The organism is Duganella dendranthematis (assembly GCF_012849375.1).
Classification (GTDB): Bacteria; Pseudomonadota; Gammaproteobacteria; order Burkholderiales; family Burkholderiaceae_D; genus Rugamonas; species Rugamonas dendranthematis.
In genome coordinates this window covers 3,383,289-3,396,433 of the sequence record NZ_CP051684.1, presented here as the reverse complement: position 1 = coordinate 3,396,433, position 13,145 = coordinate 3,383,289, and the positions used below count along the sequence as shown (strand labels likewise).

The 13,145-nt window shown below is 61.1% G+C and carries 10 protein-coding genes; 4 read left to right on the top strand and 6 right to left on the bottom strand.

What is annotated here, in order from left to right:
- Position 1 precedes the first annotated feature (1 nt).
- From HH213_RS15470 to HH213_RS15460, 3 genes are all read left to right on the top strand, one after another.
- Entirely contained in the window at positions 2 to 1,198 is a 1,197-nt protein-coding gene (locus tag HH213_RS15470; protein ID WP_110847428.1) for an ABC transporter permease, read from the top strand.
- A 180-nt stretch (positions 1,199 to 1,378) separates the two neighbouring features.
- On the top strand, positions 1,379 to 2,272 hold the full coding sequence (locus tag HH213_RS15465) for an ABC transporter ATP-binding protein (RefSeq protein WP_110847429.1): 894 nt from the start codon (positions 1,379 to 1,381) through the stop codon (positions 2,270 to 2,272).
- Between the two features lie 10 nt (positions 2,273 to 2,282).
- Positions 2,283 to 5,867 carry an ABC transporter permease/M1 family aminopeptidase gene (locus HH213_RS15460; RefSeq protein WP_169112798.1) on the top strand — a complete coding sequence of 1,195 codons (3,585 nt, stop codon included), beginning with the start codon at positions 2,283 to 2,285 and terminating at the stop codon, positions 5,865 to 5,867.
- A gap of 4 nt (positions 5,868 to 5,871) precedes the next feature.
- Here HH213_RS15460 and HH213_RS15455 read toward each other — a convergent pair whose 3' ends face one another.
- From HH213_RS15455 to HH213_RS15435, 5 genes are all read right to left on the bottom strand, one after another.
- Complete coding sequence (locus tag HH213_RS15455; protein WP_110847431.1) at positions 5,872 to 7,410, bottom strand: methyl-accepting chemotaxis protein; 1,539 nt, start codon at positions 7,408 to 7,410, stop codon at positions 5,872 to 5,874.
- 137 nt (positions 7,411 to 7,547) lie between these two features.
- Positions 7,548 to 8,036 carry a hypothetical protein gene (locus HH213_RS15450; protein WP_169112797.1) on the bottom strand — a complete coding sequence of 163 codons (489 nt, stop codon included), beginning with the start codon at positions 8,034 to 8,036 and terminating at the stop codon, positions 7,548 to 7,550.
- A gap of 90 nt (positions 8,037 to 8,126) precedes the next feature.
- Positions 8,127 to 8,609 (bottom strand): hypothetical protein, encoded by a 483-nt coding sequence (locus HH213_RS15445; protein WP_169112796.1) that lies wholly within the window; start codon positions 8,607 to 8,609, stop codon positions 8,127 to 8,129.
- On the bottom strand, positions 8,606 to 9,616 hold the full coding sequence (locus HH213_RS15440; protein ID WP_174864415.1) for an acyl-CoA desaturase: 1,011 nt from the start codon (positions 9,614 to 9,616) through the stop codon (positions 8,606 to 8,608). Before HH213_RS15440 ends, HH213_RS15445 begins: the two co-directional genes overlap by 4 nt.
- A 26-nt stretch (positions 9,617 to 9,642) precedes the next feature.
- Positions 9,643 to 9,963 carry an ArsR/SmtB family transcription factor gene (locus HH213_RS15435; protein WP_110847434.1) on the bottom strand — a complete coding sequence of 107 codons (321 nt, stop codon included), beginning with the start codon at positions 9,961 to 9,963 and terminating at the stop codon, positions 9,643 to 9,645.
- 180 nt (positions 9,964 to 10,143) lie between these two features.
- Here HH213_RS15435 and HH213_RS15430 point away from each other — a divergent pair, with 180 nt between their 5' ends.
- On the top strand, positions 10,144 to 10,323 hold the full coding sequence (locus tag HH213_RS15430; RefSeq protein WP_169112795.1) for a hypothetical protein: 180 nt from the start codon (positions 10,144 to 10,146) through the stop codon (positions 10,321 to 10,323).
- A 33-nt stretch (positions 10,324 to 10,356) separates the two neighbouring features.
- Here HH213_RS15430 and HH213_RS15425 read toward each other — a convergent pair whose 3' ends face one another.
- Positions 10,357 to 13,017: a DNA topoisomerase III gene (locus HH213_RS15425; RefSeq protein ID WP_169112794.1), complete on the bottom strand. Its 2,661-nt coding sequence runs from the start codon at positions 13,015 to 13,017 to the stop codon at positions 10,357 to 10,359.
- Positions 13,018 to 13,145 lie beyond the last annotated feature (128 nt).

The window sequence follows — 13,145 nt, the reverse complement described above, 5'->3', positions numbered from 1 at the left end:
CGTGTGGACCATCTACCTCAAGGAATTGCTGGAACTGGTGCGCGACCGCCGCACCTTCATCTTCACCGTGTTCATTCCGGTGTTCGGCATGCCGCTGATTTTCTCCGGCTTCGGCTACCTGTCGTCGACGCTGTTCAAGCAGGCCAGCACGGCCGAGATGACGTATGCCGTCTTCGGCAAGGAACATGCGCCGCAGCTGGCCGAACGCTTCGCCCGCGAAAAAGGCTTCCATGAAATCGTGCTGGCCAGCCAGGACGACATCAAGCCCGCCATTGGCGCCGAGCGCATCAAGTTCGCGCTGGTGATCCCGGCCGGCCTGACCGGCCAGCTGGCGGCACAGCAGCAGGGCAAGATCGAACTGCATTACAACAGCGCCGCCACGGTCGACGTCACCCGCAAGCGCGTGCTGGCGGTGCTGAGCGCAGAGAACGGCGCCTTGCGCCAGCAGGCCATGGCGCGCTTCAATCTCAGCAAGGAACAGCTGGCCTACACGCTCGATCCGATCCAGCTGGAAGACCACTCCACCGCCGACAAGCGCGAACAAATGGGCGCGGTGATCGGCGGCATGCTGCCCTACATCCTGCTGATGGTGTGCCTGATGGCGGCGATGTATCCGGCGATCGACACCGGCGCCGGCGAGAAGGAGCGCGGCACGCTGGAAACCCTGCTGCTGGCGCCGGTCTCGCGCAGCGCCATCGTGCTGGCCAAGTTTTTGATGCTGTTCACCGTCGGCCTGACCTCGGCGCTGCTGATGATCGTCAGCGTGGGCGTGCTGATCCACTTCTTCGGCGGCCTGGTCGGCAGCGACCTGGTGCAGATGCTGCACGCCATCGGCCCGCTCGACCTGGCGATGGTGGCGCTGATGCTGGTGCCGACCGCCGCCATCTTCGCCGCCATCCTGCTGTCGATCTCGATCTATGCCAAAAGCTACAAGGAAGCGGCCGGCATGATCTCGCCGCTGATCATCGTGACCATCCTGCCAACCCTGGTGGCGCTGCTGCCGGGTGTCGAGCTGAACTGGCGCTGGGCCATGGTGCCACTGACCAACGTGGCGCTGGCGATGAAGGAACTGGTCAAGGGCACCATGGACTACCGCATGTTCTCGGTGATCCTGCTGTCCACTGCGCTGACCGCCGGCCTACTGCTGGCCCTGTGCCGCTGGTGGTTCAACCGCGAGCAGGTGTTATTCAGAAACTAAGTTGCCACGACCGCAAGTTGTCTATTCAACCACCGAACTCAGCTTGCGGCCTGTGCCGCCGATTTTGCACTCTGGCGCAGCATAATGCGGCCCATCGCAATGGCGCCCCCCTGTGTGGATCAAATTCAATACAATGCCATCATGTGAAAAGTGGTTGTTCGCGCAGAATCAGGAGTTAGTATGGAATTAAGCATCAGCAATTTGTCCAAGACCTACGCCAATGGCGTGGTCGCACTGGACAAGATCTCGCTCACCATCCCCACCGGGATGTTCGGCTTGCTCGGCCCGAATGGCGCCGGCAAGTCGACGCTGATGCGCACCCTGGCCACCTTGCAGGAATGCGATTCCGGCTCGGTGTTCTTCGGCGACCTCGACGTGCTGGACGAGAAAGACGAACTGCGCCGCCAGCTGGGCTACCTGCCGCAGGACTTCGGCGTCTACCCGAAAGTCACCGCCTACGAGATGCTGGACCACTTCGCCGTGCTCAAAGGCCTGAGCAACCGCCACCGCCGGCGCGAGGTGGTCGATGGTCTGTTGCAACAAACAAATCTTTTTGAAGTGCGCCACCAGCGCCTCGGCGGTTTCTCGGGCGGCATGCGGCAGCGCTTCGGCATCGCCCAGGCGCTGCTGGGCGACCCGAAACTGATCATCGTCGACGAACCGACCGCCGGCCTCGACCCGCAGGAACGGGTACGCTTCCACAACTTGCTGTCCGACATCGGCGAAGACAAGACCGTGATCCTGTCGACGCACATCGTGTCGGACGTGGCCGACCTGTGCGCCAACATGGCCATCATCAACAAAGGCCATCTGCTGCTGTGCGGGCCAACCCAGGAACTGATCCACGAAGTGAGCGACAAGATCTGGGCCCGCTTCATCAACAAAAGCGACCTGCAATCGTTCCAGCTGCGCCACCCGGTGATCTCGTCGCGCCTGCTGTCGGGCCGTACGCTGATCCACGTCTACAGCGACGACGATCCGGGCGACGGCTTCGAGGAAGCCATCGGCGACCTGGAAGATGTCTATTTCGCCACCATCGCCGGCCGCCACCGCGCCGCGAACAGCTGCGATTAAGGACGGTCTCATGCTTGCCATCGCCCTCTTCGAAGCGCGACAGCGCCTCAAGCTGCCATCGACCTGGGTTTATTTCCTCGGCTTCCTGGCCTTGTCCATGCTGTGGATGGCCGCCGCCGGCGGCTTCTTCAAGGGCGCCTCGATCACCTTCGGCAGCCAGCTGATCGACTCGCCGCGCTCGCTGATGTTCACCACCAGCTTCCTCGGCTCGCTGGGCGTGGTGGTGATCGCCGCCATGATGGGCCGCTCGGTGCAGCAGGATTTTGAATACGGCATGCAGCACTTCTTCTTCAGCGCGCCGATCCGCAAGCACCAGTACATGTTCGGCCGCTTCCTCGGCGCCTACCTGACGCTGGCGGTGATCTTCACCAGCATCGTGCTGGGCGCCTGGCTGGGCAGCTTCATCCCCGGCATCGATCCCGAGCGGCTGGCCCATCCGCCAGCGCTGGCCTACGTGATCCCCTACCTGATCGTCATCCTGCCGAATATCTTCATCTTCGGCGCCGTGTTCTTCATCCTCGCCGCGCTGACGCGGCGCATGCTGCCGGTTTACATCGCCAGCGTGGTGATGCTGGTCGGTTACATGGTGGCGCCCGGTCTGGCGCGCGACCTCGACTACAAAACCTTCGCCGCCCTGATCGACCCGTTCGGCACCACCGCCGTGATTCGCCTGACCGAATACTGGCCCATCATCGAACGCAATACGCGCATGGTGTGGCCGGAAGATGTCTATCTGCTGAACCGCGTGATCTGGGCCTCGGCCGCGCTGCTGGGCCTGCTGATGGGCTACTGGCGCTTCCACTTCATCGCCACCAGCGATAGCGGCCACAGCCGCGCCAGCAGCACCGGCGAAGGCGAAATGCCACAGCAGCTGTCGCAGACCTCGGCCAACACGCAGGAAGCGCCGGACTTCCAGGCCCGCAGCCTGGGCTGGCTGCTGCTCAAGAGCAGCTGGCTCAACCTGCGCGAAACCACCAAGAACATCTACTTCCTGGTGATCGTGCTGGCCGGCGTGCTGATGATGCTGGCCTCGGCGCTGGACCTCGGCTCGATGTACGGCACCAACACCTACCCGGTCACCTACCAGGTGCTGGAAGTGGTCAGCGAAACCTTCGCCCTGTTCATGATGGTGATCACCACCTTCTACGCGGGCGAACTGATCTGGCGCGAACGCGAGGCCCACATGGCGCAGATGCTGGACGCGCTGCCGGTGCCGAGCTGGCTGCCGCTGCTGTCCAAGCTGTTCGCGCTGATCGGCCTGCAGGCGCTGCTGCTGTTCATCGTCATGCTGAGCGGCATGGCGGTGCAGATCTGCCAGGGCTACTTCCTGCTGGAGCCGGGCCTGTACCTGCGCCATCTGTTCCTGATCCTGCTGCCCGGCTACGCGCTGACGGCGGTGCTGGCGATCGCGCTGCAAGTGATCATCAACCAGCGCTACATCGCCTACTTCGCGATGATCGTCTACTACATCATCAGCGTCACGGCCGGCACGGTAGGTCTGGACAATCCGCTGCTCATCTACGGCAACATGCCGGGCCTGACCTACTCGGCCATGAACGGCTACGGCCACTTCCTGCTGCGCGAACGCTGGTACGAAGCCTACTGGGCCGGCGCGGCGTTGCTGCTGGTGGTGGCCTCGCTGCTGTTCTGGGCGCGCGGCACCAACGACGGCTGGCGCCAGCGCCTGCAACTGGCGCGCCATGCGCTGAGCATGCCGGTACTGGCCAGCATCACCATCGGCGTGCTGATCTTCGCCGGCGCCGGCGGCGTGCTGTTCTACAACCAGCACATCGCCAACGACTACAAACCGGCCTACCGCAAGGAAAGCGACAAGGCCGACTACGAACGCCGGTACAAGCAATACGCGGTGATCCCGCAGCCGCGCATCAACGACGTCAAGCTGAACGTCGACATCTGGCCGGCGCAGCGCACGCTCAACGTCAAAGGCCGCTACGTATTGCAGAACAAGGGCACACAGCCGGTTAGCGACATCATCGTCTCGCAGGACAACGCCACCACGCTGTACCGGGTACGCTTCGACCAGCCGGTGCGCAACGGCCTGCAAGACCGCGCGCTGGGCTTCTACACCTACAAGCTGAGCAAGCCGCTGGCGCCGGGCGCGCTGCTGGCGATGGAATTCGAACTCAGCTACGAACCGCGCGGCATCCTCGGCCTCGGCCAGGACACCCCGGTGATCGCCAACGGCACCTTCTTCAACAACGGCATCATGCCGCACATCGGCTACCAGCAGGACTGGGAACTGAACGATGCGCGCGACCGCAAGAAACACCAGCTGGCGGCGCGCGAACGCATGCTGCCGCGCAACGATGCGGGCGGACTGGCCAACAACTTCGCCGGCAACGACGCCGACTGGATCAACTTCGACGCCACCGTCAGCACCAGCGCCGACCAGACCGCGATTGCGCCGGGCACCCTGATCAAGGACTGGGGCAGCAAGGGCCGCCGCTACTTCCACTACAAGATGGAACAGCCGATCCTCAATATGTACGCCTTCCAGTCGGCGCGCTATCTGGTCAAGCGCGACTGGTGGCAGGACGTCGGCATCGAGCTGTACTACCATCCCGGCCACGAGTACAACCTGGAGCGCATGGACAAGGGCATCAAGGAATCGCTCGACTACTACACCAAAAATTTCGGACCGTACCAGCACAAGCTGGTGCGCATCGTCGAATTCCCGCGCTATGCGCAGTTTGCGCAATCGTATCCGAACACCATCCCGTATTCAGAATCGGTGGGCTTCATCGCCAAGGTCAACGACAAAAATCCGAAAGACATCGACTACCCGTTCTACATCACCGCGCATGAAGTGGCGCATCAGTGGTGGGGCCATCAGCTAGTGGCCGGCAACACCCGCGGCAGCAGCGTGCTGAGCGAAACGCTGGCCGAGTACTCGGCGCTGATGGTGATGAAGAAAAGCTTCGGTCCCAGCAAGATGCGGCGCTTCCTGCACTATGACCTGGAGCAGTATCTGATGGGCCGCGCGCTGGAGCGCAAGAAGGAACTGCCGCTGGCGGAGAATGAAAACCAGAACTACATCCAGTACCGCAAGGGCAGCCTGGCGATGTATCAGTTGCAGGACATCCTGGGCGAGGCCAAGGTCAACGCCGCGCTGAAGGAGATGCTGGCGCAATACGGCCGCAAGACGGGGCCGTATCCGGGCGTGGACGTGCTGGTAGCGGCGCTGCGCCAGATCACGCCGCCCGACCAGGCTTACCTGATCGACGACCTGTTCAACCACATCGTGCTGTATGAAAACCATGCCGTATCCGCCACCGCGCGCAAGCTCAGCGATGGCAAATATGAAGTCAGCTTCACGGTCAACGCGGCCAAGGTACGGGCCGGCGAACAGGGCGAGGAAAAAGACGCGGCGTTGAAAGACTGGATCGACATCGGCGTCGACGACAAGGATGGCAACAGCCTGCTGCGCGAGCGCAAGCTGATCGACCAGAAAGAGAACCGCTACACGGTGATCGTCAGCGGCCGCCCGGCCAAAGCCGGCATCGACCCCGACAACAAACTCATCGACCGCAAGCCCGACGACAACATGATCAACGTCGAGCTGCAAGCGCAATAAACAATTAACGCAGCTTGAAGACGGCGACCACGGCGGTCAGCGCATCGGCTTGATCGTGCAGCGAGGCTGCTGCTGCGGCGGCTTCTTCCACCAGCGCGGCGTTTTGCTGCGTGACCTGGTCCATCTGGCCGATCGCCTGATTGACCTGCTCGATGCCGCTGCTCTGCTCCAGCGTAGCCGAGGTGATCTCGCCCATGATGTCGGTCACGCGTTGAATGCTGTCCACCACGTCGGTCATGGTGCTACCGGCTTGCGACACCAGCATGCTGCCGGCATCCACCTTGTCCAGTGAATCGTCGATCAGCGTCTTGATTTCCTTGGCCGCCGCCGCACTGCGCTGCGCCAGGTTGCGCACTTCCGACGCCACCACCGCGAAACCACGGCCCTGCTCGCCCGCACGCGCCGCTTCTACTGCCGCGTTCAAGGCCAAAATATTGGTCTGGAAGGCGATGCCATCGATCACGCTGATGATGTCGGCAATCTTGCGTGAGGAGCCGTTGATCGCATCCATGGTGCTGACCACCTGCGCCACCACGCCGCCGCCGCGCTGCGCCACTTCCGACGCTTTCACGGCCAGCTGGTTGGCCTGGCGCGCGTTGTCGGCATTTTGCTTGACGGTGGCGGTCAGTTCTTCCATCGACGAGGCGGTCTCTTCCAGGCTGGAGGCCTGCTCTTCGGTGCGGCCCGACAGATCCAGGTTGCCGGCGGCGATCTGGTTGGAGGCGGTCGAGATGCTCTCGGTACCGTTGCGCACTTCGGTGACGATGCTGATCAGGCCATCATTCATCTTCTGCAACGATTGCAGCAGGCGGCCCGTTTCGTCGCTGCTGTTGACTTCGATATGCGAGGTCAGATCGCGGTGCGCCACGGCTTCGGCAATTTCGACGGCCTGGCCCAGCGGCACGGTGATGCCGCGCGTCAAACGCCAGGCGCAGAAGACCCCCAGCGCCAGCACCACCAGCCCGAAGATGGCCATGAAGGTGCGGTTGGTTTCATACAACGCCTCGATGCGCTCGGCCTCGCCGTCCATGCTCTTGCGCTGATGCTCCAGCAAACCGCCCAGCGAACCCAGGTAGGCTTTGCCGTAAGGGATGAAGCGCTGCTCCAGCTCTTCGGCCGCCTCGTCCAGCTTGCCTTCCTTTTTCAGCGCCACGATCTTGTCGCGCGAGGCCACGTACAGCTTGCGGTTGGCGGTCATGTCCTTGTACATCGCCTTCTCATCGTCGCCTTCCAGCAGCGGCTCGACCTTTTGCTGCAGGCTGTTGATCTCGGCCGTGGACAGCTTGGTGTCTTCCGCAAAGAACGGGCCCAGCGACGGGTCCGTGCTCTTCGAGATGGCCGAGGTGCGGCGCACGCTGGTGTGGATCAAACGATACCAGTCGCTGATCATGCGCTCCTTCGCCAGCGGCTGCTGCATCATGTCGCGCGTGGCCGTGGCCACCGAATGCATATGGCGAATGCCGATCACCGTCATCAGGATCATCATTGCCAATACCAAGCCGAAGCCCGCCGCCAGGCGCGTGCCAATTTTTAAATTATTCATGAGTACCGTGCCGTAATGGCAATGTTGAAAAACAAAGAAGATTGCTACTATTGAAACCGCGATTCAGGCAGTAGAAAATGGATTGCCCTAAAGAATCAATAGTTTAGCACGGCAATTAATTTAATGCCTAGGTGTGACTACGCTGTGACGTGCAGCGTACTGACAATGCCCATGTCGAACGAACTGGAGATGACGGTGCCGGCCAGATTGGGATTGGTTTTGAGCAGGTCCGCCCAGTTGGCGGAGGCTTGATCGGACAGACCGTCGCTGGCCGTGCCGCTGCCGGAGTAGACGCCGGCGGCGGTGCTGCTGGTGGCCAGCGTCGACACGATGCCCTGATCTTGCGCCAACTGCGCGCTGTCGGCGGTGTCGACCTGGCTGCCGTCTACCGGCACGCTGACCGCTTCTGCCTGCGTGCCCGCTTGTGTCAAGCTGCTCAGCAAACCGCTGGCTGAATACACCGTTGCGCCAGTCGCGCCGCCCAGCGACGCCACCACGGCCGACTGCGCCGACAAGCTGACCGCTTGCGACGACAAGGCCGCAGCCGCCGTCGAATTCTGGCCGACCGTCGGCACATACGGCTGATAAGCCGCATTGGAGGTGACGGTGTTGAGAGCGAGGGTCATGATGGATTCAATATAGTGGCTTGTGCGGCCGCGCGCAAGCGTTAAAAAGCCGGAGCGCCTGGTGGCGTCCGGCTTTGATCACCATGACAATCAGATCTTGTTGGCGTCGTGATCACGTTTCGCGGTGTCGATGTGACGGTCGACTTTATCCTCCTGACGCGCCACCTGGGTAGCGTGCTTGTCCACGGCGTGATGCGCGATCACTTTCTGGTCGTGGTGGATTTCCTGCTTTTGCTGCTTGATGGCCACCTGCTCGTTGCGGCGCGCCTGCTCCAGCTGGGCGGCGCCGGCCAGATTGCCCTGCTTCAGATCCTGATGCTCGGCATGGGCCAGCGCCTTGCTTTCCTGCTTCTCGGCGTGCAGCTGCTGCTTGCCGGCGGCCACTTCGTCCTTCTTCACAGCGATCACGGCGTTGTCGTGTTTGATCTCGCGGGTGTCTTGATGAATTTGTTTGGAATCCTGACGGATCTGCGCATTGTCGTGCTGAACCTGGGCCACAGGCGTCTGCGCGAAGGCGGCGGCGCTGATCATCGAAAACAGGCCGGCGGTAAGCATCAGGGTGTTGGTTTTCATGGCGTGATTCCTTTACTGTGGGTTGGCAGACCGCTGTTGATCAGCGCTCTTGTACCTTCAACGCACCCAGCGCTGCCAAGGACGACCTGACTTTCGTAAGAAAAGTTACCAGTTGTATCCTCGGCCGCGCACAGCTCCGGACGCGCAGCAAGGTCGCCCGGCAGCTTGACGCCCCAGACCAAGCCGCAGCGGCGCAGCACAACCAGTACCCACCAGCCGGGGTCCCACTCCCCCAACCGCAGTCCCAGGCGTGCCGATCCTGGGAAGGCATGATGATTGTTGTGCCAGCATTCGCCCATGGTCAGCAATGAAGTCAGGCGGAGATTGCGGCCTTGCACAGCCGCGCCACGCACCACATAACGCATCTCGCCATGATTGTGAGCGTAGTAGCCTATCAGCCAATGACCAAATACTCCGGCCGTTACCCGCGCGCAGGTGCCGAAAACGACATACGACCAACCGCCCAGATAAAACAGGAGCAGCGCAACGGGCAGCTGCTGCAGCATCCAGGTGCGTTCAAGAAAACGGTAGAAGCGGTCATCCGCGATCTGCGCTTCGATATGAGTCACCGGCGGATTCGCGAGATGCAGTTCGCAGTGCAGCTGCCACCATGCATCCCGCCATATCGAGCGGCCATGACGCAAATAGTCGTGGCACTGCGGCAAACGCTGCGCATAGTCACGCAACTCATGCTGGCGAAGCAAACTCAACGGCCCAGCCAAACCAACCTGTACGCCCAGATAAACCAGCGCATATTCGAGCAGCTTCGGGCACTGGAAGCTGTTGTGGATCAACTTGCGATGGCTTCCCAGTGAATGGCCAAACAACAGCACTGTTGCAGTGGTCATCAGGAAGACGACACATGCCACCCAGCTGAACGTCAGCCAGCCGCCGATGAGGGCCGTACCCGCCATCGCAATCAACCACAACGACTTCCGCGGCGCATAGCGCACTTCACCGACAACCACATCAGAGGGCGCGATGACCCGGACACGGTGCTGCTCCATCTAAGACCTCCTTGAAGGATTTCTTGCTAGGTCGTTTTCTTTTTCTTGCTGAGTGCTTTTGATTCGCGTTTCAATGGCCGTCCCACTGGACATACTTCAAAGGCATAGGAGGTCAGCGTATTGACCAGGCTATCGCCGTTCAGCTTATAAAGCACAAACTGCCCACGGCGTTCACTGGTCACCAGCCCTGCATTTTCCAATATCGACAAATGGCGTGAGATAGCCGGCGCGCTCATTTCAAAGCGTGCGGCCAGATCGGAAGTCGACAACTCCGCCTCCGACAAATACGCCAGAATCTGTCGCCTTGGCTTGGACGCCAAAGCCTCGAATACCCGATCCAGTTCCATAATTTACTTATTAACGAATGAGTTAATATTTAAATCCCATTTAACCGTCGAGTCAACATAAAAAACACTGAGCTTTACCTTGTACTAAAATCAGGACACGGTTGCTTCTTCGCGCGTACCGGTGCCGAGGCGGCAGACAAAAATAAACCTTTACCACTGCGAGATAGGGCGCAGGCGGCGTTGCGGTCGGATCAGCTATTCACGCTCGATAGCGTGGCGACGCCGGCCGACACGCGGCGCGCGCTGGAGACGGTGGACAAGCTGGCAGAACTGCACGAGGCGCACAAGAAAATGTTTGCCACCTTCGTGACGGCGGCCATGCAGCAGCTGACGGCGGCGCTGCAACAGCTCACGCCATAAAAAAAACGGGACACTTGCGTGTCCCGTTCTGTTTTACTCCGCAGTCGCAGCGGCTTTTTTAGGCGCTGCTTTTTTTGCGGCTGGTTTCTTCGCCGCTGGCTTTTTGACTGCCGCAGCCTTTTTGACCGCCGCCGCCTTTTTCACCGGTGCTTTTTTCTCTTCCGACGCGCCGTCTTCAGTAGCCGCCGCAGCCGCCTTGCCTTTGGCCGGCGTTTTGGCTTTGCGCTCTTCGAACTCGAAGCTGATCTTGCCGTCCTTGCCCTTCACCAGGAAGGCCTTGAACGGACGGCGGGTGCGCTGCGAGATAAAGCCCGGCAGCAGGTCGGTCTTGCCATCGTTGAGCAACTTGGCCATTTGCTCCGGCAGGATTTCCTGTTGCAGGATGATGCGGCCGCTGCGGAAATCACACGCCTTCGGCTTGGCGACGGTGGCTTCGCACACATAGGCCAGGCCCATCTCGTACACATTGCCGTTGCACTTGGGGCACGGGCCCAGCGGCGTCTGGCCGGTGAAGTCGACCGGTTCCGAATCTTCCGAATCGTCGTTCTGGCCGAAGTCGAACTCCAGCTTGTAGTTCTTGATGTCCTCGTCCTTGACGATGCGCAGGATGGCGGCGAACGGACGGCCCATCTTCGAGCGGAAACCTTGCAGCGGGCCGATGGTGCGGTCGCGCAGCAGCTGTTCCACTTCGGCGATTTCAAACTGGCGGCCGCCCGGCGTTTTGCTCATCGAGAATTCGCAATGGGTGCAGGCGAAGCGGCGATAGTTTTCCTTGACCACGTGCGCGCAGTTCGGGCACGGCGCGGTCAGCGTGGCGTAGTCGCCCGGAATCGTGTCGTTGTTGTATTCCTTGGCGCGCTTGACGATCACTTGCGTCATCTGCGCGATCTCACGCATGAATTCTTCGCGCGAGATCTTGCCCTTCTCCATCTGCGACAGCTTGTATTCCCACTCGCCGGTCAGCTCCGGCGCGGTCAGCTCGTTGACGCCCAGGCCACGCAGCAGCGTCATCAGCTGGAATGCTTTGGCGGTTGGCATCAGCTCGCGGCCTTCGCGCAGCAGATACTTCTCGGAGATCAGACCTTCAATGGTGGCGGCGCGCGTCGCTGGCGTGCCTAGGCCCTTGCCGGCCATCGCATCGCGCAGTTCGTCGTCTTCCACCAGCTTGCCGGCGCCTTCCATGGCCGACAGCAGCGTCGCCTCGGTGTAGCGCGCTGGCGGCTTGGTCACCAGGCCGTTGGCGTCGACCTTGTCGGTCAACACCTTCTCGCCCTTGGCCACCGCCACCAGCGTCTTGTTGTTGGGAGCGTCCTTGTCGCCGTCGTCGGCTTCCTTGCCGTAAATCGCCAACCAGCCCGGATTGGTCATGACCTTGCCTTCAGTCTTGAAGGTGTGGCCCGACACTTCGGTATAGCGGGTGGTGACCTGGAATTCGGCCGCCGGGAAGAACACCGCCATGAAGCGGCGCGTCACCAGGTCGTACAGCTTCTGTTCCGGTTCGGACAAATTCTTCGGCGCGATGGTGGTCGGGATGATCGCAAAGTGATCCGAAATCTTGGTGTTGTCGAAGATGCGCTTGTTCGGCTTGACCCAGCCCTTGTCCAGGATCTGCTTGGCGAACTGGTGGTAATTATTATTCTCTTTGACCGAGTCCAGCGTCTGCTTGACGGTGTCCAGATAATCTTCCGGCAGGTGGCGCGAATCGGTACGCGGGTAGGTCAGCACCTTGTGCTTTTCGTACAGCGCCTGGGCCAGGCCCAGCGTGTTCTTGGCCGAGAAGCCGAAACGCGAGTTGGCCTCACGTTGCAGGCTGGTCAGGTCGAACAGGCCCGGCGCCATCGAGGTGGTCGGCTTGGATTCTTCGGTGACGTTGCCCTGCTTGCCGCGCACGGCGACCGCGATGGAGTCGGCCGCAGCCTTGCTCCACAGGCGCTCGGCGCGTTTCTCCGGATCGTTCTCGTCCTTCTTGAACTTGGTGTCCAGCCAGCGGCCTTCGTAGACGCCGGCGGCGCACACGAACTCGGCGCGCACTTCCCAGAAGTCGCGCGAGACGAATTTCTTGATCTTTTCTTCGCGCTCGACCACGATCGACAGGGTCGGCGTCTGCACGCGGCCGACGGTGGTCAGGTAAAAGCCGCCCTCTTTCGAGTTGAACGCGGTCATGGCGCGGGTGCCGTTGATGCCGATCAGCCAGTCCGCCTCGGAACGGCAGCGGGCGGCGTCGGCCAGCGGCAGCATGTCTTCGTCGCTGCGCAGATGGGTGAAGCCGTCGCGGATCGCGCCCGGCGTCATCGATTGCAGCCACAGCCGCTTGACCGGCTGCTTGGCCTTGGCGTTCTGCGCGATCAGGCGGAAGATCAGTTCACCTTCGCGCCCCGCGTCACATGCGTTGATCAGGGTGGTGACGTCTTTACGCTTGATCAGCTTGTTCAGCACCTTGAGGCGCGCTTCGGTCTTGGCGATCGGGTTCAGCGCGAAATACGGCGGAATCATCGGCAGATGGGCGAAGCTCCACTTGCCGCGCTTGACGTCGTGTTCTTCCGGGACGGCAATTTCCAGCAGGTGACCAACGGCGGAGGACAACACGTACTCGTCGGATTCAAAGTACTCATCGTGCTTGGTGAAGCCGCCCAGCGTCTTCGCGATGTCATTCGCGACAGACGGTTTCTCGGCGATGATGAGGGTTTTGCTCATATTTAGTATCTCGTTTGTAACACTTGAGGGGAGGACAGATGCGCATCATACATGGATCGCGCAGCAATCTGCACGTTTGCGTCACAGTCTTATCAAAGCGCAAATAATAAGCGGATTGCCGCAAGAAC